The 23,296-nt window shown below is 69.4% G+C and carries 25 protein-coding genes; 9 read left to right on the forward strand and 16 right to left on the reverse strand.

From position 1 onward, the window contains the following. Nucleotides 1-82: 82 nt before the first annotated feature. Nucleotides 83-1,093 carry a Gfo/Idh/MocA family protein gene (locus ACTJKK_RS05940; RefSeq protein ID WP_440747317.1) on the forward strand — a complete coding sequence of 337 codons (1,011 nt, stop codon included), beginning with the start codon at nucleotides 83-85 and terminating at the stop codon, nucleotides 1,091-1,093. A 2-nt stretch (nucleotides 1,094-1,095) separates the two neighbouring features. Continuing rightward, nucleotides 1,096-2,070 carry an NYN domain-containing protein gene (locus ACTJKK_RS05945; protein WP_440747318.1) on the forward strand — a complete coding sequence of 325 codons (975 nt, stop codon included), beginning with the start codon at nucleotides 1,096-1,098 and terminating at the stop codon, nucleotides 2,068-2,070. On the opposite strand, the gene ACTJKK_RS05950 is transcribed toward ACTJKK_RS05945, so the two are convergent. The 9 genes from ACTJKK_RS05950 to ACTJKK_RS05990 are packed head-to-tail and all read right to left on the reverse strand — an operon-like array spanning nucleotide 2,051 to nucleotide 12,100. Beyond that, on the reverse strand, nucleotides 2,051-3,325 hold the full coding sequence (locus ACTJKK_RS05950; RefSeq protein ID WP_440747319.1) for an MFS transporter: 1,275 nt from the start codon (nucleotides 3,323-3,325) through the stop codon (nucleotides 2,051-2,053). The genes ACTJKK_RS05945 and ACTJKK_RS05950 overlap by 20 nt on opposite strands. After that, nucleotides 3,322-4,329 (reverse strand): sugar phosphate isomerase/epimerase family protein, encoded by a 1,008-nt coding sequence (locus ACTJKK_RS05955; protein WP_440747320.1) that lies wholly within the window; start codon nucleotides 4,327-4,329, stop codon nucleotides 3,322-3,324. Before ACTJKK_RS05955 ends, ACTJKK_RS05950 begins: the two co-directional genes overlap by 4 nt. Further along, nucleotides 4,326-5,300 carry a sugar phosphate isomerase/epimerase family protein gene (locus ACTJKK_RS05960; RefSeq protein WP_440747321.1) on the reverse strand — a complete coding sequence of 325 codons (975 nt, stop codon included), beginning with the start codon at nucleotides 5,298-5,300 and terminating at the stop codon, nucleotides 4,326-4,328. The genes ACTJKK_RS05955 and ACTJKK_RS05960 overlap by 4 nt, the downstream gene beginning before the upstream one ends. A 4-nt stretch (nucleotides 5,301-5,304) precedes the next feature. Continuing rightward, nucleotides 5,305-6,249, reverse strand: coding sequence for a sugar phosphate isomerase/epimerase family protein (locus ACTJKK_RS05965; RefSeq protein WP_440747322.1), 945 nt, complete (start codon nucleotides 6,247-6,249; stop codon nucleotides 5,305-5,307). 48 nt (nucleotides 6,250-6,297) lie between these two features. After that, nucleotides 6,298-7,125: a carbohydrate ABC transporter permease gene (locus ACTJKK_RS05970; protein WP_247624917.1), complete on the reverse strand. Its 828-nt coding sequence runs from the start codon at nucleotides 7,123-7,125 to the stop codon at nucleotides 6,298-6,300. Then, nucleotides 7,122-8,090 (reverse strand): carbohydrate ABC transporter permease, encoded by a 969-nt coding sequence (locus ACTJKK_RS05975; protein WP_440747323.1) that lies wholly within the window; start codon nucleotides 8,088-8,090, stop codon nucleotides 7,122-7,124. Before ACTJKK_RS05975 ends, ACTJKK_RS05970 begins: the two co-directional genes overlap by 4 nt. Before the next feature lie 8 nt (nucleotides 8,091-8,098). After that, nucleotides 8,099-9,412 (reverse strand): sugar ABC transporter substrate-binding protein, encoded by a 1,314-nt coding sequence (locus ACTJKK_RS05980; RefSeq protein WP_440747324.1) that lies wholly within the window; start codon nucleotides 9,410-9,412, stop codon nucleotides 8,099-8,101. A gap of 37 nt (nucleotides 9,413-9,449) precedes the next feature. Beyond that, complete coding sequence (locus ACTJKK_RS05985; protein ID WP_440747325.1) at nucleotides 9,450-10,943, reverse strand: GMC oxidoreductase; 1,494 nt, start codon at nucleotides 10,941-10,943, stop codon at nucleotides 9,450-9,452. A gap of 50 nt (nucleotides 10,944-10,993) precedes the next feature. Next, nucleotides 10,994-12,100, reverse strand: coding sequence for a Gfo/Idh/MocA family protein (locus ACTJKK_RS05990; protein ID WP_440747326.1), 1,107 nt, complete (start codon nucleotides 12,098-12,100; stop codon nucleotides 10,994-10,996). 115 nt (nucleotides 12,101-12,215) lie between these two features. Here ACTJKK_RS05990 and ACTJKK_RS05995 point away from each other — a divergent pair, with 115 nt between their 5' ends. Genes ACTJKK_RS05995 through ACTJKK_RS06005 form a run of 3 tightly spaced genes read left to right on the forward strand, consistent with a single transcriptional unit; the run spans nucleotide 12,216 to nucleotide 15,030 of the window. Continuing rightward, nucleotides 12,216-13,412: an ROK family protein gene (locus ACTJKK_RS05995; RefSeq protein WP_440747327.1), complete on the forward strand. Its 1,197-nt coding sequence runs from the start codon at nucleotides 12,216-12,218 to the stop codon at nucleotides 13,410-13,412. Beyond that, nucleotides 13,409-14,017: a DUF4166 domain-containing protein gene (locus ACTJKK_RS06000; protein WP_440747328.1), complete on the forward strand. Its 609-nt coding sequence runs from the start codon at nucleotides 13,409-13,411 to the stop codon at nucleotides 14,015-14,017. The genes ACTJKK_RS05995 and ACTJKK_RS06000 overlap by 4 nt, the downstream gene beginning before the upstream one ends. Then, nucleotides 14,014-15,030: an epimerase gene (locus ACTJKK_RS06005; RefSeq protein WP_440747329.1), complete on the forward strand. Its 1,017-nt coding sequence runs from the start codon at nucleotides 14,014-14,016 to the stop codon at nucleotides 15,028-15,030. Before ACTJKK_RS06000 ends, ACTJKK_RS06005 begins: the two co-directional genes overlap by 4 nt. Here the strand turns inward: ACTJKK_RS06005 and ACTJKK_RS06010 are convergent. From ACTJKK_RS06010 to ACTJKK_RS06025, 4 genes are all read right to left on the reverse strand, one after another. Continuing rightward, a complete protein-coding gene (locus tag ACTJKK_RS06010; RefSeq protein WP_440747330.1) occupies nucleotides 14,943-15,944 on the reverse strand; it encodes an epimerase in 1,002 nt (333 codons plus the stop codon). The two genes, ACTJKK_RS06005 and ACTJKK_RS06010, sit on opposite strands and share 88 nt — an antisense overlap. Before the next feature lies 1 nt (nucleotide 15,945). Next, nucleotides 15,946-16,332, reverse strand: a complete 387-nt coding sequence (locus ACTJKK_RS06015; RefSeq protein ID WP_440747331.1) for a PLDc N-terminal domain-containing protein — start codon at nucleotides 16,330-16,332, stop codon at nucleotides 15,946-15,948. 14 nt (nucleotides 16,333-16,346) lie between these two features. Next, entirely contained in the window at nucleotides 16,347-17,276 is a 930-nt protein-coding gene (locus ACTJKK_RS06020; protein WP_440747332.1) for an aldo/keto reductase, read from the reverse strand. Between the two features lie 68 nt (nucleotides 17,277-17,344). Next, a complete protein-coding gene (locus ACTJKK_RS06025) occupies nucleotides 17,345-17,572 on the reverse strand; it encodes a helix-turn-helix domain-containing protein (protein ID WP_440747333.1) in 228 nt (75 codons plus the stop codon). A gap of 94 nt (nucleotides 17,573-17,666) precedes the next feature. On the opposite strand from ACTJKK_RS06025, the gene ACTJKK_RS06030 reads away from it, so the two are divergent. The 3 genes from ACTJKK_RS06030 to ACTJKK_RS06040 are packed head-to-tail and all read left to right on the forward strand — an operon-like array spanning nucleotide 17,667 to nucleotide 19,064. Further along, the gene (locus tag ACTJKK_RS06030) at nucleotides 17,667-18,044 is read left to right on the forward strand and encodes a helix-turn-helix domain-containing protein (RefSeq protein ID WP_440747334.1); all 378 of its coding nucleotides are present in this window, start codon (nucleotides 17,667-17,669) and stop codon (nucleotides 18,042-18,044) included. 7 nt (nucleotides 18,045-18,051) lie between these two features. Continuing rightward, nucleotides 18,052-18,453 carry an ImmA/IrrE family metallo-endopeptidase gene (locus tag ACTJKK_RS06035; protein ID WP_440747335.1) on the forward strand — a complete coding sequence of 134 codons (402 nt, stop codon included), beginning with the start codon at nucleotides 18,052-18,054 and terminating at the stop codon, nucleotides 18,451-18,453. A gap of 8 nt (nucleotides 18,454-18,461) precedes the next feature. After that, nucleotides 18,462-19,064, forward strand: a complete 603-nt coding sequence (locus ACTJKK_RS06040; RefSeq protein WP_440747336.1) for a GNAT family N-acetyltransferase — start codon at nucleotides 18,462-18,464, stop codon at nucleotides 19,062-19,064. Nucleotides 19,065-19,084: 20 nt separating this feature from the next. On the opposite strand, the gene ACTJKK_RS06045 is transcribed toward ACTJKK_RS06040, so the two are convergent. Further along, nucleotides 19,085-19,288 carry a hypothetical protein gene (locus tag ACTJKK_RS06045; RefSeq protein WP_440747337.1) on the reverse strand — a complete coding sequence of 68 codons (204 nt, stop codon included), beginning with the start codon at nucleotides 19,286-19,288 and terminating at the stop codon, nucleotides 19,085-19,087. A 109-nt stretch (nucleotides 19,289-19,397) separates the two neighbouring features. On the opposite strand from ACTJKK_RS06045, the gene ACTJKK_RS06050 reads away from it, so the two are divergent. Beyond that, a complete protein-coding gene (locus ACTJKK_RS06050) occupies nucleotides 19,398-20,009 on the forward strand; it encodes a flavodoxin family protein (protein WP_440747338.1) in 612 nt (203 codons plus the stop codon). Here ACTJKK_RS06050 and ACTJKK_RS06055 read toward each other — a convergent pair. Then, a complete protein-coding gene (locus ACTJKK_RS06055; RefSeq protein WP_440747339.1) occupies nucleotides 19,939-20,949 on the reverse strand; it encodes a hypothetical protein in 1,011 nt (336 codons plus the stop codon). The two genes, ACTJKK_RS06050 and ACTJKK_RS06055, sit on opposite strands and share 71 nt — an antisense overlap. Nucleotides 20,950-21,003: 54 nt before the next feature. After that, on the reverse strand, nucleotides 21,004-22,977 hold the full coding sequence (locus tag ACTJKK_RS06060) for a DUF7507 domain-containing protein (protein ID WP_440747340.1): 1,974 nt from the start codon (nucleotides 22,975-22,977) through the stop codon (nucleotides 21,004-21,006). Between the last annotated feature and the right edge of the window lie 319 nt (nucleotides 22,978-23,296).

Below are 23,296 nucleotides of genomic sequence, written 5' to 3' on the forward strand. Positions count from 1 at the left end.
GAAGCCGCGGGTCACGCGGCGCAACAGACCGACATACGCCCCGCGCGTCCGCGGTGTCGCAGGCACCCTCTACGCTGGGGACATGACTGGTCTTCGATGGGGAATCCTCGCGACGGGCGGCATTGCCGGCTCGTTCGCTTCCGACCTGCGCGCCGCGGGTCTCGACCTGGTGGCCGTGGGGTCGCGTTCGCAGGAATCGGCGGATGCCTTCGCCGCCCGCTTCGACATCCCGCACGCCCACCCGTCCTACGAGGCTCTCGTCGCCGATCCCGACGTCGACATCATCTACGTCTCGACCCCGCACCCGATGCACCACGCGAACGCGCGCCTGGCGCTCGAGGCCGGCAAGCACGTGCTCGTCGAGAAGGCCTTCACGCTGAACCAGGCCGAGGCCGCCGACCTGCAGGCCCTCGCCACCGAGCGCGGTCTGCTCGCGACCGAGGCGATGTGGACCCGCTATCTGCCGCACATGATCCGCGCGCGTGAGATCGTCGCCTCCGGCATCCTCGGCGAGGTGCGCTCGGTGAGCGCCGACCACACGCAGCTGCTGCCCTCCGACCCCGAGCACCGCTTGAACGCGCTCGAGCTCGGCGGCGGCGCGCTCCTCGACCTGGCGATCTACCCGATCTCGTTCGTCTGGGACATCCTCGGTGCGCCCACCACCATCCACAGCGTCGCGCGTCTGATCGAGACCGGTGCCGACGCCGAGGTCGCGACCGTCATGACCCACGAGGGCGGTGCGGTCTCGACCACGCTCTCCTCGTCGCGCACGGCCGGCCCGAACCGCGCGACGATCCTCGGCACGAAAGCCCGCATCGAGATCGATCGCTTCTTCTGGTCGCCGTCGGTGCTGCGCGTGATCGACCCCGAGGGCTCGGTGCTCGAGGAGTTCGACGGGCGTCTCGACCCCGAAGCCGGCGGCCGCGGCATGCAGTTCGAGGCTCTCGCCGCCGAACGCCTCGTGCGCGAGGGGAACCTCGCCGGCGACATCCTGCCGCTCGCCGAGTCCGTCGCGATCATGGGCACGCTCGACGAGATCCGCCGGCAGATCGGCGTCCGCTATCCCGGCGAGTCGACCGGCGAGCAGGCCTGAGCATGGCCGAGCCCACCGACGTCCGCGTCGCGGTCTACCTCGACTTCGACAACATCGTCATCTCCTGGTACGACCGGGTGCACGGTCGCAATGCCTACGGCAAGGACCGTCAGCGCATCAGCGAGAACCCGAACGATCCCGAGGTCGCCGAACGCCTGAGCCTCGCGATGATCGAGGTCGGCGCGATCATCGACTACGCCGCCTCCTTCGGCACGCTCGTGCTCACCCGCGCCTACGCGGACTGGTCATCGCCCGTGAACGCGGTCTACCGCTCGCAGCTCGTCGCCCGCGCGGTCGACCTGGTGCAGCTGTTCCCGGCCGCCGCCTACGCGAAGAACGGCGCCGACATCCGTCTCGCGGTCGATGCGGTCGAAGACATGTTCCGCCTGCCCGACCTCACGCACGTGGTGATCGTCGCCGGCGACAGCGACTACGTGCCGCTCGCCCAGCGCTGCAAGCGTCTCGGCCGGTACGTGATCGGGGTCGGCGTCGCCGGGTCCACGGCGAAGTCGCTGGCCGCGGCCTGCGACGAGTTCGAGGCCTACGACTCGCTCCCCGGCGTGCACCGTCCCGTCAAGGCCGCCCCGGTGGCCGAGGTCGTCGCCGCGCCTGCCGAGGCGGCCGAGGCGGAGGCCGAGCCGGTGGCCGAGGCTCCGACCGACACGGTCAAGAAGAGCACCCGCTCGCGTCGCGCCAAGTCGGCACCGGCCGCGCCGCCGCCCGAGCCCGTGATCGACCCGCAGAACGAGGCGACGCAGCTGCTCGAGCGGGCGCTGCGCCTGGGGCACGACAAGGCGGATGCCGACGAGTGGCTGCACAGCTCGGCGGTCAAGACGCACATGCGCCGCATGGATCCGTCGTTCAGCGAGAAGGGACTCGGCTACCGGTCGTTCTCGGACTTCCTGAAGTCCCGCGACGACATCGCCGAGCTCGAAGAGACCGGGCACGAGCGCTTGGTCAGGCTGCGCGACCGCTGACCTCGTCGCCGCCCGTGTCGTGACGCCCGAGGGCGCGCCACGAGAGGGCGGCCACGACGACCGTGACCGCGCCGACGACGGCGTAGGCGAGGCGCGGGTCGGTGAGCTGCGCGAGCGCCCCCACGAGCACGCCGGTCACGACGGTCGATCCCGGCAGCGCCATGGCCCAGATGCCCATGACGCGGCCACGGATCGGCGTCGGGGTCGAGAGCATGACGAGCGCGTTGGCGCGCGCGATGAACCACATCACGATCGCCCCGACCACCGCGAGGCCGAGGAACAGCAGGGGCAGCGTGGGCGCCGCCGCCGACAGCAGCACCGCCAGGCCCATCAGCGCCGCCAGCATCCGCACCTCGCCGCCGCGCGGCGTCGTCGGCCCGGTGGCCGAGAAGAATGCGCCGGGCAGCGCGCCCAGACCGAAGGCGACGGCCAGCAGCCCGTAGGTTCCGCCGTCGGCGCGGAAGACGTTCGCGACGATCAAGGGGATCACGACCGCGATGTTGTACCCGGCCGCCGCGCACACGGCGAGCAGGAGCGTCTGCCGCACCGCAGGCGCGCGGGCCACGAACCGCCAGGCGCCCGTCGTCGGCGGGTCGGGCGCGGCCGATTCCTCGACCACCGGAGCCGACGTCGGCCGCGACCGCGGCCGCAGCGTCAGCAGCACGATGATCGACGGCACGAACACCAGGGCATTCACGACGAAGCACCACGCGGCATCCGCGAACACGAGCAGCACCCCCGCCACTGCGGGGCCCAGCACCCGCGCGCCGTTGATGATGACCTCGTTCATGCTCACCGCGCTCGTCACGCGCTCGCGCCCGACGAGGTCGAGCACCAGCAGCTGACGCGCCGGGTTGTCGGCGGCGAACGCGAGGCCGTGCGCGAGCGAGAGCGCCATCAGCATCCAGATCTCGAGTGCACCGCCGAAGGCGAGCGCGGCCAGCACGGCGGCCACTACCATCTGTGCGACGGCCGTCACCAGCAGCACCGAGCGCCGCGAATAGCGATCCACGAGCACGCCGATGAACGGGCCGAGGGCGAGCGTCGGCACCATCATGCAGGCCGTCACGGCGCCGAGCGCGAGCCCATCACCCCCGAGCTCGACCACGAGCCACGCGATCGCGATCTGCGAGGCGGCCCCACCCGCCGCCGACAGCAGCTGCGCGATGCTCCATCGGCGGTAGTCGCGCATGCGCAGCGCGGCGAACGACCGGGTCAGGGCTTCGCGCGTGAAGCGATCGCGCCAGGAGCTCACTGGTTGCTGAAGGCGGCGTCGAACGAGGCCGTCGGCTTCGGCCACAGCAGCGACCGCACGTACTCCACGGCCTGCGCTGCGCCGTGCAGGCGATCCATGCCGGCGTCCTCCCACTCGATCGAGATGGGACCCGCGTACCCGATGGCGTCGAGCGCGCGGAACGAATCCTCCCAGGGCACGTCACCGTGCCCGGTCGAGACGAAGTCCCAGCCACGGCGCGGGTCGCCCCAGGGCAGGTGCGAACCGAGCACGCCCGCGCGTCCGTTGTGCGGGCGCAGCCGGGTGTCCTTGCAGTCGACGTGGTAGATGCGGTCGGCGAAGTCGACGATGAAACCCACCGGATCGATGTTCTGCCACATCATGTGCGAGGGGTCCCAGTTGAAGCCGAAGGCCTCCCGGTGGTCGATCGCTTCGAGGGCCCGCACCGACGACCAGTAGTCGTAGGCGATCTCGCTCGGGTGCACCTCGTGCGCGAACCGCACGCCCTCGGCGTCGAAGACGTCGAGGATCGGGTTCCAGCGTGCCGCGAAGTCGTCGAATCCTCCGTCGATCACCGACTCGGGCACCGGCGGGAACATCGCCACGTAGGGCCAGATCGACGACCCGGTGAACCCGACCACGGTGTCGACGCCGAGCTTGCGGGCCACGCGGGCGGCGCGCTTCATATCGTCGGCGGCACGCTGACGCACGCCTTCGGCCTCGCCGTCGCCCCACACGTAGTCGCGGAGGATCGCCTGATGGCGGAAGTCGATCGGCGCATCGCACACCGCTTGACCGGCGAGGTGGTTCGAGATCGCGAAGACCTGCAGGCCGTGGCGGTCGAGGATCTCGAGGCGGGAGGCCGCATAGGCGTCGTCCCCGTCCGCGCGCTGCAGGTCGAGGTGGTCTCCGGATGCCGCGATCTCCAACCCGTCGTAGCCCCACGAGGCGGCGAGCCGGGCCACCTCCTCGAACGGCAGATCGGCCCACTGGCCGGTGAACAGGGTGACGGGATGCGTGCTCATCGATGTGCCTCCGTTGGCGCTGCGGGGTAGTTCTCGGCGATCCACGCCCAGCTCGTCTTCGCGCTCTCGAACGGCTCCATGCTGGGCTTGTCGACCTCGATCAGAACCGTACCGCCGAAATCGTCCGGCAGCTCGGCGAGCGCCTCGCGGATCGGCACGTCGCCGAGCCCGGGCTCGAGGAAGAAGCGCTCGGCCATGACGTCGAAGTAGGGCGTCTTCTTCTCGCGCGCGGTCTTCGCGAGCGCGAGATCCATGTCCTTCACGTGCAGGTCCGAGATGCGATCGGCGTGCGCGGCGACCCAGGCCACGACATCCGTGCCCGTCCACGCCAGGTGACCGATGTCGGGCCCGGCGGCGAGGAGCGACGGCGAGATCGCGTCGAGCACGTGGTCGTACTCGGCCTCGGTCTCGATCCACGTGCCGACGTGGTTGTGCAGCGCGGGCGTCACGCCCTCGGCCGTCAGCACCTCCGCTGCCTCGCCGATGACGTTCACGACCCGATCGAGCCGCGCGGCGTCGAAGGCGTGGCCGGAGGCCGCCGCCTCGTCGATGCGCGGCCGCCCGGGGGCCATGTCGGCCGCGAGGAACACGCGATCGAGACCGAGGAACAGCGACTCCTCGGCACGCCGACGGATGCCGTCGAACCAGCGGAAGTGCGCCTCGTCGTCACCCGTGTGATCGCGCCCGAACTCCTCGGGAAGGCCGATGTGCACGTAGCCCGGCGTGACCGTCAACCCCGAGTCCGCGACGACGCGGGCGTACGCCTGCAGGGTCTGGGTCGGGAGCACCTCGAGCATGACCGACGAGAACCCGGCGTCGCGCACCTGACCGAGCACGATCGGCTGGCGGGCGAGGAAGCTCGGGCGGTCGAACTCCCATCCGACGCTGCCCGGATCGCCCGTCGAGTCGCCGAGCGAGACGGTGATCCACTGGAGGGTGTTGAGCGAGAAGTGGTCCCTGGTGAGCGTCATCGCGTCACTCCGTGATCTCTGCGACCCAGCGGGCCGTGTGGTGGGCACTGGCGACCGGGTCCATGCTGGCGCGATCGACCTCGATGATCACCCAGCCGTCCCATCCCTCGGGCAGCTGCTCGAGCGTGCCCCGCAGGTCGACCTGCCCGAGCCCGGGCTCGAGGTAGAGTCCGAGGTCGGTCGCCCGCTCGTAGCTCAGTCCCTCCTCGCGGCTGCGGCGAGCGAGTTCGAGATCGAGGTCCTTCAGGTGCAGATCCTGCACGCGGTCCGCCCAGCGCGCGATGGTGTCCTTCGCGCTGATGCCCGCCCACTCCAGGTGACCGATGTCGAAGGCCGCGCCGAGACGCTGCGCGTCGATCGCGTTCAGCACGTGCTCGTACTCGTGCTGCGTCTCGATCCAGGTGCCGACGTGGTTGTGCAGCCCGGGCTTCACGCCCTCGGCGTTCAGCACGTCGACGGCCTCGTCGATCAGGTCGGTGAGCTCGTCGAGGCGATCCTGCGAGAAGTCCGCGCCGATGGCCGGTTTCTGCCAGCGGATCGCCGTCTGGTCGACCTCGGCGGCGAGGAAGATCGTGCCGATCCCGAAGTAGTTCGATTCCTCGGCCTTGCGACGCACCGCGTCGAACCAGTGGATGCGCTCGAAGGTGCCGCGCTCGAGCCGTCCGCCGTGATCGCTCGCCAGCGGAACCTGCACGTACCCCGGGGCGAGGGTTAGACCCGACTCCCGCACCATCGCCGCGTAGTTCTGCAGGGTCTGCGTGTCGAGCACCTCCATCATCGTGGCCCCGAACCCGGCCTGTCGGATCTCGCCGAGCACATCGGGGTATTCGGCGACGAACGCGGGGTCGGCGAAGCGCCACAGACTCGCGCTCTCGAGGTCTTGCGGGTCCTCCTTCACGTTGATCCACTGGATCGCGTTGAGGGCGAACTTCAGGTCCTTCACGGCCATGGGAGGGGTCCTTTCAAGGGGGTCGCTGCAGGGGTCACGACGCGGCGGTCACTTCAGACCCGTGGCGGCGACGCCCTGGATGAAGTACTTCTGCAGGAACAGGAACAGGATGAGGATCGGCAGCAGCACGACCATCGCACCGGCCAGCAACAGGCCGAAGGAGATGGTGTTGGATGCCTGCGACGCGACCGAGAGTCCGACCGGCGCGGTGTAGGTGTCCTGCGACTGGGCGACGACGAGCGGCCAGAGGAAGTTGTTCCACGAGGTGAGGAACGACAGGATCGCGACGGTCGCGAGACCGGGACCGGTGAGCGGCAGGAAGACCCGGAAGAAGATCCGGCCCTCCCCCGCGCCGTCCAGACGCGCGGCCTCCATGAGCTCGAACGGCACGCCGTGCGCGAACTGGCGCATGATGAACACGCACAGCGGCAGCACGAGCACCGGCAGGATGATCGCGATGAGCGAGTTCACCAGGCCCATCTGCACGACGATCACGAACTGCGGCACGAAGAGCGCCACGTACGGCACGATCATCGATGCGATCACGAGCGGGAACACGAGGCCGCGTCCGCGGAAGCGCAGCTTCGCGAGCGCATACCCGGCCATCGCGCTGAAGAGCACGTTGCCCACGATCGCGACGCTCGAGACCACGATGCTGTTGAGCATGTAGGTGCCGAAACCGCGGTCGGCGAACAGCTGGATGTAGTTCTGGATCTGGAAGGACTCCGGGAACCACGCCCCCGGGTTGCCGAGGAACTCGGCCTGCGTCTTGAACGATCCGAAGAACACCCAGACGAAGGGCAGGAGCATGAAGACGGTGATGACGGTGAGCGCCGTGTAGTTCAGCGCTTGACGCGTCGGAGACAGAGTTTTCAATGTTTCGGCCTCAGGATTCTGAACTGGACGATCGCGACGATTCCGACGAGCACGAGCAGCAGCACCGATCCCGCCATCGAGGCGGAGACGTTGCCGAACCCGAACTGCTCGTACACCCAGACGGCGATCGACTTGGTGGATCCGAGCGGGCCGCCCTTGGTGAGCAGGTACGGCTCTTCGAAGATGTTGAGGAACGAGACCGTCTGCAGCACCGTGACGAGCAGTGTCGTCGGGCGCAGCAGCGGCAGCGTGATCGACCAGAGCCGGCGCCAGGCGCCCGCCCCGTCGGTGGCCGCGGCCTCGTAGATCTCCTCCGGCACCGCCTGGAGGCCGGCGAGGAAGAGGATCATGCAGGTTCCGGTCGTGCGCCACACGCCCATCATCACGACGGTGGTGATGGCCCAGCCCGGCTCGCCGAGCCAGTTCGGCGCTCCGAGTCCCAGATCCGTGAGGGTCGTGTTCACCGGCCCGGTGATCGAGAACGCGTACTGCCAGATCACGGCGGCGGCGACGATGTTGGTGATCACCGGCACGTAGGCCGCGGCCCGGAAGAAATTGCGCAGGCGACGGATGCCGTTGTTGAGCATGAGCGCCAGGGCGAGGCCCAGGGCCATGCTGATCGGCACGCAGATCACCACGAACATCACGGTGTTCAGGAACGCGCTCTGGAATCCGGGGTTGTTGATGATGTCGATGAAGCCCTGGAAGCCGGTGAAGTTCACGTTGAACGGATCGCGGATGTCGCGGGCGCTGATGTCGGTCAGACTCGCCCCGATCGCGAGCACGGCGGGGATACCGGTGAAGAGCAGGAAGATCGCGAGGAACGGGGCGAGGAACAGCCACGCGGTGGTGGCTTCGGCCCGCGATCCCTCGTGCACCTTCCTGATCCGTCGAGGACCGGTGCCCCGGGGGCGTCGCGCGGACGCCCCCGAGGTGACCATGGTGCGGGTCGCAGTGGTGGACATGATCGGGGTCAGTTACCCGTCCCGATGGACTCGGCCTGCGCCTGAGCCTCGTCGAGAGCGTCCTGCGCCGACACTCCGCCGCGGACGACCTTCTCCATCTGCTCACCGATCACGGTGCCGACCTGGCTCCAGGTCGAGACCTTCGGCAGGGTGACGCCGGTCTCGAGACCGGCCTCGACCGTCTGCAGCAGACGGTCGCCGGCGAGCGCCGGGTCCTCCCAGGCCGACTTCACGGCCGGCATGTTCTTGAAGATCTCGAACCACTTGACCTGGCTCTCGGGCTCCGACATGAAGCGGGCGAACTTCCACGCCGCGTCCTTGTTCTCGGAGTCCGAGGGCACGAACCAGCTGCCGCCGCCGACCGTGGTCGCGGCGTCGCCGTCGGGACCGACGGGCATCGTGGTGAGCGAGAGGTGCTCGTCCGCCCAGCCCTCGCCGTTGGCATCGTCGAACCAGCCGACGAACCAGGGTCCGCCGTCGATGATCGCGGCGTTCTTACCGGTGGTCGACCACGAGACCGTGTCGAGGAAGGCGGGGCCGTCGGGCGAGGCCAGGCCGTCGGCCATCAGGCCCGCCCAGTACTCGAGCGCCTCGACGTTCTCGGGCGAGTTGATCGTCCACGTCGAGAGGTCGTCGGAGATGAACCCGCCGCCGTTCTGCTTCGCGAAGGTCAGCAGCTGACGGGCGGTGTACGAGTCGTAGGCCGCGTAGAGCGCGAGCGGCCACTCGACACCGGAGGCCTTGAGGTCCTCGCCGAAGGTGCGCAGGCTGTCCCAGTCGGTGGGGGCCTCGGCACCCGCGGCCTCGGCCAGGTCGGTACGGTAGATGACCATGTCGGCGTAGGCGTACCAGGGCACGCCGTAGGCCACGTCGTCGTAGACCGAGTTGTCCCAGATGACCTCGAAGAAGTCGTCCGGGTCGACGAGGCCGTCGGGCACGGCGTCGAATCCTCCGGTCGAGATCAGCGACGACTGCGTCTCGGTGAACGCGTAGATCAGGTCGGGCACGGTGCCCGCGGTGATCGCCGCGGTCATCTTCGACGCGAACTCCGCTTCCGGGATCTGCGTCATGTTGATCTCGACGTCGGGGTTGTCCTTCGTGAACTCCTCGAACATCTGGGGCAGTTCGGCGCCGTCGGCACCCTGCGTCCAGATCTCGAGGGTTCCGGTGGCCGGCTCGTCGTCGACCTTCGTGGAAGCGCCGGCATCGCCGCCGCCGCTGTCGCCGCTGCGGCCGCAGCCGGTGAGCAGCAGGGCGCCGGACGTGACCAGCGCGATTCCGAGCATCGTCGCCCGGCGTCGCGAAGTGGTGTGGAAGTGCATCGCGATCATCTCCTTGGTGGGTAGGGGTACTGCAGGGTCAGAGGGAAGCGGCGACCGCGCGCGCGATGCGCACCGAGAGCGTGGCTCCGGTGAGCGTCGAGTTGCACGTCAACGCGGTCGGGATCACGCCGTTGCCGGCGAGATACAGGTTGTCGAAGCCCCAGACACGGCCGTCCGTGTCCACGACGCTCGTGCCGTCGTCATCGGGCCCCATGCGGACGGTGCCGGTGTAGTGCAGGGATGCCCCGGGGGGCTGCACCTCGCGGTCCTCGGTCGGGAAGTCCCCGATCACGGCCGCTGCCGTCCGCTGCACCTCCTGGGTGCGGCGGATCTCCTCGAGGTCGGCGTCGGAGTACGAGAAGTGCACGGTCATGTGCGGCATGCCGAGGGCATCCGTCAGCTCGTCGGAGAACTCGATGCGGTTCTCGGCGCGGATCTCGGTGGCGCAGTACCATCCGACGCTGAGCTTGTGGCGCCCCTCGAACTCGCGCTCCATGAGCTGGCCGTGCGCGGGGCGGGCGGCACCGATCGACGGGCTCCAGAACGAGCCGATGAACGGCTCCCCCGCGGGCGGCTGGATGATGTCGGCATCCGTCAGGCCGAAGCGGGAGGCGTCGATGTCGACCTCGCCGTCGATCGTCGCGTGCTCGTTGAGGTAGGCGCCGAGGGCGGTGGGACGGATGCCGGAGGCCCAGAGCAGCTGCGGGGTGCGCAGCGCGTCGCCCGCGATCAGCACCTGCGCGCCGTGGGCGGTCGATTCCTCGCCGGTGACGAGGTCGCGGTAGGAGAGTCCGGTGACGCGCGTTCCGTCGTGCTCGATGCGGTGCACCAGCACGCCGCTGCGGAGCGTGACGTTCGGCTCGCTGCCGTCGAAGACGAACGGCGCGATATCACGGGGACCGGTGCGGGCGAAGGGCTCGCCGACGCGCGGCACGCCGCCCATCGGCATGTACCCGAACTCGCGGGCGGGATCGGGGCTCGGCACGGCCTCGCGGAGAGCGGCGAACAGCGGCTGCTCGAACGGGTTCGGCACGCCCGCGACGAGGGGCCCGACGGAGGTGCGCAGCAGACCGCGCGCCGTCTCGAGGTCGGCGTCCCACTCCGTGCGCGGCAGGAAGGCGGGGATCTCCTCGGCGTAGGGCCAGGGGGTCGCGGCGGTCCAGTGCACGCCCATCCCGCCGATGTTCCAGGCGACGGACGCCCCCGGAAAAGCGGCGAAGTTGTGCCCGAAGAACGCGGCGGGGAACACACCCGAGGACTCGGGGTCCCATCCGTCGCCCTCGATCGCGCTCATCGAGACCGCGTCCTTGACGTACTCGATCTGGCGCGCGCGGCGCATGAGGTCGTCGTACGAGGCGTTCATCGCGCTCTCATCGGCCTCGACGAGGTGCTCGCCCGGCACCGAGGTGATCTCGCGACCGGCCTCGAGCACCAGGATCGTCGCCTCGGGCACCTGCTGGTGCACCTGCTGCGCGATGATCGCGCCGTTCGGACCGGTGCCGACGATCACGAGGTCGAAGTTGTCAGTCATCTGTGTTCCTTCTGTTCTGCGTTGAATCAGGAGAGGTGCATGCACCGGGGTCAGAGTGCGGGGGTGTCGACCCAGCGCTGTTCGTCGGCGGCGATCAGCACGGCCTCGGTGAGCTGAGCGGCACGCACGCCGTCGTCGAAGGTGGGCAGGCCGTCGGGTGACTCACCGCGGATCGCCGCGTAGGCGTCGGCGACGAAGCCGTTGAAGGCGTCCTGATAGCCCTGCGCGTGACCGGCGGGAACGGTCGAGAACCGGGCGACTCCGGGGTGAGCGGTCTGCGGGTCGCGGAAGAGGTGCCTGCTGCCCTCGCGCTCGCCGATCCACAGCTCCTCCGGGCGTTCCTGGTCGAAGCGGATGCTCGCCTGCGCACCGTGGAGTTCGAGGGTGAGGAAGTTCTTGCGGCCGGCGGCCATCTGCGAGATCAGCAGCGTGCCGATCGCGCCCGACTCCATCTCGACGAGGATCGATACGGCGTCCTCGTTGGTGACGGGGCGCCCGGCGCGCTCGGCGTAGACGCGGCGCGTGCGGGCGGTGAGGCGCACGATCCGCTCCCCCGCGACGAACTCGAGCAGGTCGCACAGGTGCGAGCCGATGTCGGCGAAGGCGCGGGAGGGTCCGCCGTCGGCGGAGGTGACGCGCCAGTCGTCGTCGCCGGGCAGGAGCATCCAGTCCTGCAGGTATCCGCAGTCCACCGTGAGGAGATCTCCGATCTCACCGGCGGCGACGCGGGCGCGGGCCTCGCGCACCATCGGGTGGTACCGGTAGACGAAGGGCACCGCGGCGACCACACCGCGCTCGGCGGCTGCGGCGGCGAGCGCGCGGGCGTCGTCGACGTGCGTGGCGAGCGGCTTCTCGCAGATCACGTGCACGCCGGCCTCGATCACCGCGAGGGCGAAGGCGGCGTGGGTGGCGTTGGGGGTGCACACGTGCACGACGTCCACGTCCTGGGTGAGGAGTTCGGCGAGATCATCGGCGGCGCGTTCGATCCCGAGGTCCTGAGCGGCGGTGAGGGCCCGCTCTCGCGAGGAGCTCGCGAGCACTGCGGTGGTGGCACCGGCGGCGCGTGCTGCGCGACTGTGCACCTGGGCCATGAATCCTCCGCCGAGGAATCCGGATCGGATCGTCCCGACGCCGGTAGCTGTGACGTCCGTTGTCATGTCGATGATTCTGACACGAGTTCTCCTACTTTTGCTAGCTCTTCGTCAAAAGATTTTTCTTAATCGTCAGATCTCCTCCGCTGAGCAATGGAAGTCCTGTGATTTACTGACCCCTATGAGTGATGCGGAACGCCACCTCCCGAACGCCTCCACAGGCGCGGGCGACATCTTCCAGCTCCTGCTGGACGGTCAGGCGCGCACCAAGGCCGACCTCGTGCACCTCACCGGCCTCGCCCGTTCCACCGTGTCGGCGCGCGTCGATGCCCTCCTCTCCGCCGGACTGCTCGTCGCCGCGGGGGAGGCCGCGTCCACCGGCGGGCGACCCCCGTCGCGCGTCGCCTTCAACCCGCGCGCGGGCCTCGTGCTGGCCGTCGACCTCGGCGCCTCCCACGCCACGATCGCCATCGCCGACCTCGGCGGCAGGATCCTCGGCTCCACCACCCATCCGCTCGACATCGCCGGCGGGCCCGAGCCGGTGCTGGATCGGATGCTCGTCGAGGCCGAGGCCCTTCTCTCCGACCTCGAGACGCCCACGAGCGCGCTCGTCGGCGTCGGGATCGGCGTGCCCGGCCCGGTCGAGCACTCGACCGGGCGTCCCTACAACCCGCCGATCATGCCGGGATGGGACCGCTTCGACATCCCCGGGTACGTGCAGCGCACGTTCGACGTGCCGGTGCTCGTCGACAACGACGTGAACGTGCTCGCCCTCGGCGAGCAGACCACCAGCTTCCCGGACACCTCCGATCTCATCTTCGTCAAGGTCGCCACCGGCATCGGTGCCGGCATCATCGCGGGCGGCCAGCTGCAGCGCGGCGCGCAGGGCTCGGCCGGCGACATGGGGCACGTCCGCGTGCCGCACTCCGCCGAGTCCACGCACGCCGCCGATGAGGAGCGCGACCTCGAGGACCTCGCCAGCGGCAGCGCGATCGCCGCGTCACTGCGCGCGCAGGGGATCGACGCCGAGACCAGCCGAGACGTGACCGAACTGGTGCGGGCGGGGAACACCGCGGCGATCGAAGCGTTGCGCCAGGCCGGGCGCGACGTCGGCGAGGTGCTCGCCACGGTCGTGAACCTGCTCAACCCCTCGATCGTCGTGCTCGGCGGCAGCATCGCACGAGCGGGCGAGCATCTGCTGGCCGGTGTCCGCGAGGTCGTCTACCGCCGATCGATCCCCCTCGCCACGCAGCATCTCGCCATCGTGCAGTCCCCGACCGGGGAGCGCGCCGCGGTGCTGGGCGCAGCGATCATGGTCGCCCGCGAGGTGCTCTCCCCCGCCAACGTCGAACGATACGTGTCGGTGAGGACCCGATGAGTTCACCCTACGAGCGTGCGCTCGGAGATCGCATCTCCGAGCTCCACCCGAAGACCGCCTGGTACTTCCGCACGATCCCCGAAGGTCAGGTCGGCATCGGTACCGGGGTCTTCACCCGAGCCGGGTCCCCGCATCGCTGGCTGTGGCCGGTCTTCCGCATCGCCGAGTCCCTGGGCGTCGCGTTCGCCGGGTGGGAGAGCGACGTGCCCTTCCGCATCGAGAACCGCACCGTCGGCGGCACGGCCGTCGCGGTGCGGTACTTCGACCTCCCCGGCCGCACCTGGGTCATGCCCGACACGGTCGCCCTCGGCGAGAATCGCATCCTCCGCAACGAGATCGGCCCTCACCGCACCGTCGTGACGACCTTCGACCTCGACGTGCAGGACGGCGCGGTCGTGCTCACCATCCGGCGGGTCGGGATGCGCTTCGGGCGGCTGCGCATCGCCGCTCCGCGCTTCCTGCGTCCGCGCATCGGCCTCGTCGAGCGCTGGGACGACGGCCGGCAGCAGCACCACGTGAACATGACCATCGACGCGCCACTCCTCGGTCGCGTCTACGAGTACACAGGCTACTTCGACTACGTGATCGAGAGCGAGACCCCGTGACCGATGCCACGCCCCTCCCCGCGGGCCCCGTCGTCATCGGCGGCTCCTCGGGATTCATGGGCAGGCACCTCGTCCCGCGCCTGCGGTCCGCCGGACGCGAGGTCATCACGATCTCGCGATCGGGAGCCGACATCTCCTGGGGCGACCAGCGCGCGATCGATCGCGCCGTCGACGGCGCGTCGCTCGTGATCGGTTTGGCCGGCAAGAGCGTGAACTGCCGATACACCCCCGAGAACCGCGCCGAGATCTTCCGGTCGCGGCTCGACACCACCGCATCGCTGAGCTCGGCCATCGCCGACGCGACGGCCCCGCCGCCCCTGTGGATCAACTCCTCGACGGCGACGATCTACCGCCATGCCGAGGATCGGCCGATGACCGAGTCGTCGGGGGATCTCGGCGCCGGTTTCTCCGTGGAGGTGGCGAAGGCCTGGGAACGCGCTCTGTTCGCCGACGATCTGCCGCACACCCGACGGGTCGCGCTGCGCAGCGCCATCGTGCTCGGGCACGGCGGTGTGCTCGGTCCGCTCGAACGCCTGGCGAGACTCGGGCTGGGCGGCGCACAGCACGACGGGCGCTGGCCCGTCAGCCGGGCGCGCCGCGCCGCCGGAACCGGGCACTTCCCGGGAGCACCCCACGGGACGCAGAGGTTCAGCTGGGTGCACATCGACGACGTGGCCCGGATCATCGACTTCCTCGAGGTCACCCCCTCGATCGAGGGCCCGGTGAACGCGGCCTCCCCGAACCCCTCCGACAACGCCGGGTTCATGGCCACCGTGCGCAGAGTGCTCGGCGTCGGCTTCGGGCCCCCGCTCCCCCGATGGATGCTCGAACTCGGCGCCATCGGCATCCGCACCGAGACCGAACTGGTCCTGAAGAGCCGCTGGGTCGTCCCCGAGAAGCTCACGACCGCCGGATTCGCCTTCGCCTATCCGGAGCTCGAGGGCGCGGTCCGTGAATCCTTCTCGCGTACGTCGCGCAGCGCCGGCTCCAGCTCGGGGAAGGCGAAGGGGTAGCCTGCGTCCTCGAGCACTCCGGGAGCGATCCACCGACTGTTGAGCACCAGATCCGGCTCGGCGCGCAGCACCCACATCGCCGGCTCGAGCATGAACCGCCACGAGGGCAGCCCGATCGGCATCCCGACGACACGACGCAGCGCCCGCATCAGTCCGCGGTTGTCCACGACGCCCGGCGCCGACATGTTCACCGGACCCGAGATGCGCGCGTCGTCGCGGATGAACCGCACGGCTCCCACGAGGTCGTCGATGTGGATCCAGCTGAACCGCTGATGCCCGCGGGACCGCCGTCCCAGCGGCTTCCGCGGCTCGGTCGGGTGCGGGCCGATGCCGCGATAGCGCCGGTGGGGGAACCACCAGCCGTCGAACTGCGGCCCGCCGACGCCGAAGCGAGCGAGGCGGAAGAGCAGTGCCGGCGCGGGACCGTCGCCGACCACGAAGGTGATCCGCAGCGCCACCCGCCTCGTCGACGGCAGATCGCCCCGGAACAGCTCGGCTTCCCAGGCCCGGGTCACGTCCGGCAGGAAGCCGGTTTCGCGCTCGGTGTCGGCCTCGGTCTGAGCGCGGTCGAGCGCGTAGCGGTAGACCGCCGCGCTGGATGCGTTCATCCAGACGGCGGGCGGATGCTCGGCTCCCGCGATGGCGTCGTGGAGCGCGCGGGTCGTGTCGATGCGCGACTGGAGGATCTCCTCGCGATTGCGATCGGTGAACCGCGCGTTGATGCTCTTGCCCGCGAGGCCGATGATCAGGTCCGCGCCGTCGACGACGCGCCGGATCGACGCGGGGTCGTCCCAGCGGGCATCCGGGCCGTGGCGGCCGATCACGCTCACCTCATATCCATCGGCCTCGAGCGCCTGGGTCAGCGCCGTGCCGACGAACCCGCTGCCGCCGCCGATGACTGCCCGCTTCGCCATATCAGAGGCCTTCCTCGCCGGATTCGCCGGCATCTCGCTTGCGCTTCTCGATCTCCTCGCGCAGGCGCCATTCCTCGATCTCGCGGTCGAGGTCGGCGATCTGCTGCTCGGTCGTGCGGGTGTCGCGGGGCGGTGCCGGGGGTGCCGCGGTGCCCGTCGACGGGGCCGTGCGAGGAGCCCTCCGCAGACGTGGGATCGTGATCCCCGCGTCGCCGTAATCCCGACCGAGACCGAACCAGAGGAGCGCTCCGAGGAGCGGCAGCAGGATCAACACGATCAGCCAGACGAGGCGGGGCAGGAACCGCACCTGCGAGTCCTCACGCCGCACGATGTCGACCACCGCGCCGATCGTCAGCGCGAGAGTGATGATCGTGAACAGGAACGGCATGAACTCAGAGTAGATCAGGGAAGCAGGTGCCCGGCAGCGCGGAACAGCTCGTACCATTCCTCGCGGGTGAGTTCGACATCCGCCCCGGCCGCGGCATCCGTCACGCGCTCGGGCGTCGTGGTGCCGAGGACGACCTGCATCTGCGCCGGATGACGGACGATCCACGCCGTCGCGATCGCGATCGGCGTCACGCCGTGGGCCGCAGCGAGGCGGTCGATGACCGCGTTCAGCTCGGCGTACTGCGGGTTGCCGAGGAAGACGCCGGTGAAGAAGCCGCCCTGGAACGGCGACCACGCCTGGATCGTGATGCCGTTGATGCGGCAGTACTCGACGATCCCGCCGCCGTCGCGCACGATGCTCTGGTCCTCGGCCGCCATGTTCATCGCGATCGGCTGGGCGATGATCGGGGCGTGCGTGATCGAGAGCTGCAGCTGGTTCGCGACGAGAGGCTGGCGCACCGCGGTACGCAGCAGGTCGATCTGGCGCGGCGTGTGGTTCGACACCCCGAATGCGCGCACCTTGCCCGAGGCTTCGAGCTCGTCGAACGCGCGCGCGACCTCCTCGGGTTCGACCAGCGCGTCCGGGCGGTGCAGCAGCAGCACGTCGAGGCGATCGGTGCGCAGCGAACGCAGAGATCCCTCGACCTGCGCGACGATGTGCTCGTACGAGAAGTCGAACATCCCCTTGTCGGGCACGATGCCGCACTTGGTCTGCAGCACGATCTCGTCGCGCTCGGCGGCGGTGAGACGCAGAGCAGCGGCGAACCGGGACTCGCAGTGGTGCATGCGTCCGCCGTAGATGTCGGCGTGGTCGAAGAAGTCGATCCCGGCGGCGCGCGCCGAGTCGTAGAGCGCACGGATGTGGGCGTCGTCCTTGTCGTCGATGCGCATCATCCCGGCGACGACGGCGGGTGCGGTGGTGGTTCCGAAAGGCACGGTCTTCATGGCGCCACGATATCGCGGCGGCGGGCGCCCGCGTCAGCGATCAGCGGTCAGCGGTCAGCGGTCAGCGGTCAGCGACCCGAGCGCAGGTCGGGGAGGAGGGATGCCGGTGAACGATCGAGCGCCTCGGCGATGCGGGCGAGGTCGACGACGCTGATGTCGGCCTGCGCGTCGAGCTTGCGACGTAGGGTGGAGTAGGCGATTCCGGAGTGCTCCGAGAGCCACCGCTTCGAACGCTGGCTCTCGCGCAGGGCGGAGACGATCGCGGATGCTACCAATTGTCGATCATCTGCCGTCACACGTAGACAGTATCCTCCCGATTGGCGACACGCAACACGGCATGTGTCCAATATGACGGCATACTGCATCCATCTCGGTGCTATCGTGACTCGTGTGAAGACATCAGCGGAGCTGTTCAACGCGGCCGTCGGCCGTCAGCTGCGGGCCGAGATCGCCGCCGCAGGAAGCAGCATCGCCGCCATGGCGCGCGATGCAGGAGTCGCGCGGAGCGCGCTCGACAACTACGTCACCGGCAAACGCGCCATTCCGGTGCCGGTCGTCTACACGGTCTGCGCGATCATCAACGTCGCGCCGCATCTCGTACTCGCGCGCGCCGAAGAGCGCCTGAGCGCCGACACCGCGAGCGCCCCGGCGACGATCACCCCGCTGCGCCGCGAGCGCGATGTCGCACCCCTCGGCCAGGATGTCCCTGAAGTCGCCTTCGGCTCCCCCCTCCCGCACGATCGCGATACCGACGACCTCTACTCGTAGGAACGACATGGACCCGCAGCTCCTCCGCCTCGCCGAGGAGCGCGGCCTGCGCATCGTCGAACGCGCCGGGCCCACGCGCGGCGGCTTCGACCCCGCGCACAGCATCATCCGCGTCGCACCCGGCATGAGCGCCCGCACTACCCGCAGCGTCCTGGCCCACGAACTCGGGCACGCCACGCTCCGCCACGCGCCGACGACGCACGCGCGTCTGCGCGCTCGCCAGGAGCGCCAGGCCGATGCCTGGGCCGCACGCCTCCTGATCTCTCCTCAGGCCTACGCCGCTGCCGAGCACCTCCGCGGGCCGCATCCGGCGAGTCTCGCGTTCGAGCTCGACGTGACCGTCGAGCTCGTCACCGCGTACCAGGCGCTCCTGGCCCGCGCGGCTGATCGATGGCACCGCGCTGGTTGAATGGCCGTATGGCTTTCCTGGTTCCCCCCGCCCCCGTCACGCTCACCGGCCGCCTCGTCGAGTTGCGCCCGCTCGACGCGTCGCACCGCGATGCCCTGATCGAAGCCGTCGAAGAGGGCGACCTCTGGCAGACGGCCTGGTACACCTCGGTGCCGTCACCCGACGGGGTCGCCGCCGAGATCGATCGGCGGCTCGACCTCTGCGCGAAGGGCGAGATGATCCCGTTCGTGGCGGTCGATGCGACCGGTCGCGTTCTCGGCATGACCTCGTACTACGACATCGCCGAGGACGTGCCCCGCCTGCACATCGGATACACGTGGAACCGCCCGTCCGCCCACGGCACCGGCACGAACGCCGAGTCGAAGCTGCTGCTCCTGCGCCACGCCTTCGAGACGCTCGGTGTCTTCCGCGTCGGACTGACGACCCAGTGGGTCAATTTCCAGTCCCGTGCGGCGATCGAACGGCTCGGTGCCAAGCAGGACGGCGTCATGCGCGCGATATCTCGCTACCGCAACGGCGCGCTCCGCGACAGCGTCGAGTACTCGATCATCGAGCCGGAGTGGCCCGCTGTACGCGCGAACCTCGAGATGCGGTTGTCGCGGCGGGCGTGAGAGCCCGCTGCTGAGCGGGATCAGTCGGTGGAGGGGCCAGACCAGTTGTTCGTGCGACGAGTGGCCGAGCCGCGCTCGCGCATCATGAAGGCGAGCGACAGCATCGTGATCAGGAGACCCGCGACGAAGATGATCGCCTGGTAGTCCTCGGCGGTCTGCGCGAAGGCCATGAGGTAGATCCCTCCGAGGAAGAGGATCAGAAAGAAGATGAAGCTGAGGATCACGGGATCTCCTGTCGTAGCGGCCGCCCCTCCAGCCTAGCGCGCGTAGCGCAGGCCACCGATCCGCGAAAGCCCCTTCGCGTGCGCGGCATCCGCCGGTCTACTCGTCATCATGGATACCGCGCTCACCGCACTCGCCATCACCTGCACACTCAAGCCCTCCCCCGCCGACTCGAGCTCCGACCTGCTCGCCACGCAGATCCTCGACGCGCTGGCCGACCACGGCGTCACCGGTGACCTGGTGCGCGCCGTCGACTTCGCCGTGAAGCCGGGCGTCGAGACGGACATGGGTGACGGCGACGAGTGGCCCGCCATCCGCGAGAAGGTGCTCGGCGCCGACATCCTCGTGCTCGTGACCCCGACGTGGATGGGGCAGCACTCGAGCGTCGCCCAGCGGGTGCTCGAGCGCCTCGACGCCGAACTCGCCGAGACGGATGCCGAGGGGCGTCCGATCCTGTTCGACAAGGTCGCGATCGCCGGGATCGTGGGCAACGAGGACGGCGCGCACCACATCGCCGCGATCCTCTTCCAGTCGCTCAACGACGTCGGGTACACGGTCCCCGCGCAGGCGTCGGTCTACTGGAACGGTGAAGCGATGCAGGGCGTCGACTACAAGGATCTCGACGAGACGCCCGAGAAGGTCGTCGAGACGATCACGACCGCGTCGCGGAACGCCGCGCATCTCGCCCGGGCGCTGAAGACGAGTGCGTATCCGGCCGACTGAACGTGACGACCTCGTCGCGACGCGATCGATCCACCGAGAGACCTGCGACCTCCAGCCGCCGGAACACGCGCTTCGGCAGGTCCGGCAGCCCGCGCTCCACACCGCGCGGAGGTGTGACGAGCCCCAGGAGGAGTGACAGGTCGACGCCTTCGGCGCGTACCTCGATGCGCGCGTAGTCGCTGCGTGGTCTCCACAGCAGGTGATCGAGGTCGCGATAGGGGACGCGATGGTGCACCGAGCCGACCGTGAGGCGCAGCTCGTCGTTTCCGAACTCGATGACGGTGGGAACTGACCGACGCCGCGCACAGGCGGTGAACACGAGATACACGGGCAACCCGACGAGCAGGCCCAGCGCGATGATCATGATGCGCGGGCCGAGCCTCATCGCGAGGTCGTCGAACACGACCATCAGCATGAACGCCACGAGCCCGGCCGGCACGATCATGCCGACGAGAGCCAGCGTGAGGGCGCGCATGCGCATCTCGACCGCGTCGACGCGCAGCTCCGAGCCGTCGCCGCTCGGCGCACGCTCCCAGGTGCGGGGAACGGGGGCAGGACGCTTCGCGGCATCCCGACGGCTCACTGCCGAGGTCACGCGCGAGAGCAGGCCGAGCCAGATCCATCCCGCCGCCGGGATCGCGGCCATCTGCAGTACCACCACGACCGCGCGCACCGGGTCGGGGAGCGTCGCGAGCCAGGGCCCGGCGGACTCGACCACGACGATCATCAGCGCGGCCAGCACCACGGCGACCCCGATGTGAAGGGGAACGCCCGTGCGATTCGGCATCCGCAGTGTGAGGCCCACGAAGGCGAAGCCGAAGCACCACCCGCCCACCAGCATCAGCAGGAACGGGAAGAAGCTCAGGTCGTCGCCGGCCAGGGTTGCCGCGAGGGCGGCGGCGAGGAGGACGACTCCCCAGAAGAGCGGACGGCGCAGCACGGGACAAGCTTAGGATCAAGCCCGCCCCGCGCTGCGCCAGGTGTCAGTTGCGGATCAGCTGCGGCGTGCGCGGCGTGCTGCGACGGTCGCTGCTCCGGCGAGCAGGAGCAGTGCTCCGAGTCCGGCGGCGTACCAGGGCAGGTCGCCTCCGGTGATCGCGAGGCCGGCGCCGGCCTGGCCGGTCGCGGGCGGGGTGGTGCCACCGGGGGCTGCGGGTGCGGTGACGGTCACGGCAGCGGATGCCGATCCGGTGAGGAGGTTCTCATCGGGGTCCACCGCAGAACCCGCGGCACCGTTGGTCAGCGTGCCGACGTCGGTGGCGCGCACCTCGTACGACACGGTGCAGGTGAGCACGTCGCCGGGGGCGAGCGTCACGGGTGCGGTCGTGTCGCAGTCGAGGTCACCCAGCGGAGCCGACCCCGAGAAGTCGGTGTCCGTCAGCGTGACATCGGAAAGGGTCAGCGATCCGGTGTTCGTCGCGGTGAGCGTGTAGAGCACGTCGTCGCCGACCGCGGCGGTCGATACCGATGCCGTCTTGGTCACGGCGAGGGCGGATTCACCCTCGACCGCGACGAGCGCGGTGGACGCAGCGGATGCCGACGACACCGTGGTGTCGGCGATCAGCGCCGTCGCGACGGCCTCGTTGCTCACCCCACCGGCGTCGACATCGGCCTGCGTGATCTCGTACGGCGCCTGGCACGTCGTGCTCTCGCCCACGGCGAGTTCGGTGACCGGGCACACGATCGCACCGAGCTCGCCCGTGCCGGAGAACGCCGTCTCGTCGATCGCGAGACCGTCGACCGGCAGGTCGCCGTCGTTCGTGACGGCGAAGTCGTAGACGACCGTGTCGCCCGCGGCCGCGGTGGTCGGGCTCACGGTCTTCACGAGATCGAGCGACGCCGCCTTCGCGGTGTTCGTGACCGTGCAGCTGACCGCGTCACCGGCGACGAGGGCGAGCTGCTGGCTCGCGCCCGCGCCCTCCGGCAGCTCGGTGGTGCTGGTCGCATTCGCGTTGGCGCAGGCCCAGTCGGCGTCGTAGTAGTCCACCGGGCTCCCAGAGCCCGCGGTCGACGCTTCGGAGAGCGTGAGCGGACCGCTCGGGATCACCGGCACGACGTCGGTCGACGCAGAGTCGGAGCCGCCCGTCGAGGCGGATGCCAGGAGCGGACCCTCGCTCGATGCGACGCTCAGGTCGAAGGAGTCGGTGGGGTCGACGCGGCTGGCGACCTGCTTGTCGACCGAGACGCTGGCGGTGCGGATGCCGAAGGCGAGGCCTTCGCGCTCGCCGGGCGAGTACATGTAGAGAGATCCCGAAATGGAGGTCGCCGACGGCGCAGCAAGGATCGAGCCGTAGGCGGAAGCGTTGCCCGCGGCACCCGGATAGCACCACACATTGCCCGTTCCGTTCCCCGATAGCGGCAGCGCACAGCCGCCGCCGGTGGTCACCGGCGTGAGGCTGTCGATCAGGCTCAACGGAGCGTCGGAAGCCCAATTGATGAACTCACCGAACTGCCCGACAGCGGAATCCGTCGTCTCCGGTGCAGCGGCGACGAGATCGTAACCCGTCACGGGCGTGCCGTTCAGGGTGACCTCGAAGTCCGTGATGTTGATCTGGATCGCGCCGTTGCGGAGGCCGGACGTCGCGTAGAGGAACGGTTGCCCGGGGATCCCGTCGTAGTATCCGGGCACTCCCAGAACGAACGGCGGCACGGTCGCCGCTGCAGCGATCACACCACGCTGCGCCCACCCGTTGCCGATGGGCCGCTGTGTCACCGTGTACGACACGTCATACGCGCCGAGCGACATCTCGAACTCCTGGCCTCCTGCCGTCAGACCGACGGTGGAGTCGTAACCGGCGAAGTCGAGCCAACAGATCGAGCCCGGGAACTTCCCGCCCCCATCCGGGTTGGCATACCCGCAACTGGTCTCGATCGGAGCGGCGGATGCCGGAGCCGCCGCAACTCCCGTGAACAACATGGCCAACAGTGCTGCGGCGCCGGCGAACGCCGACAGTTTCTTGACGCTCACAAGCGCTCTCCCCTGGGTGAAGGTGGGCAGCGTCCCATCAACGCCTCCCCTTCAAGAGACGCCGGAACGGCCCGATCATTACGCGCATCTGTCGGATACCGATGCGCGCATCACCGGCACATCGCGTTCTTTCGAATCCCCCGCGATATTCCGGTGCGTTTACCTTATTGGACAGGAAGTGTCGAATGCGAGGAGTGCGCCACACTTCATACGTAATTTACTTTGAACGGTGATTCAGTCTTGGCGCGCGGGCGCGATGCAGGTGTATGTTGCGGAGATGGAGCCGTTGCGCGTAGGGCTCGTCGCAGATCCGGCTTCG

The sequence above is a fragment of the Microbacterium sp. 22179 genome, assembly GCF_052045715.1.
Classification (GTDB): Bacteria; Actinomycetota; Actinomycetes; order Actinomycetales; family Microbacteriaceae; genus Microbacterium; species Microbacterium galbinum.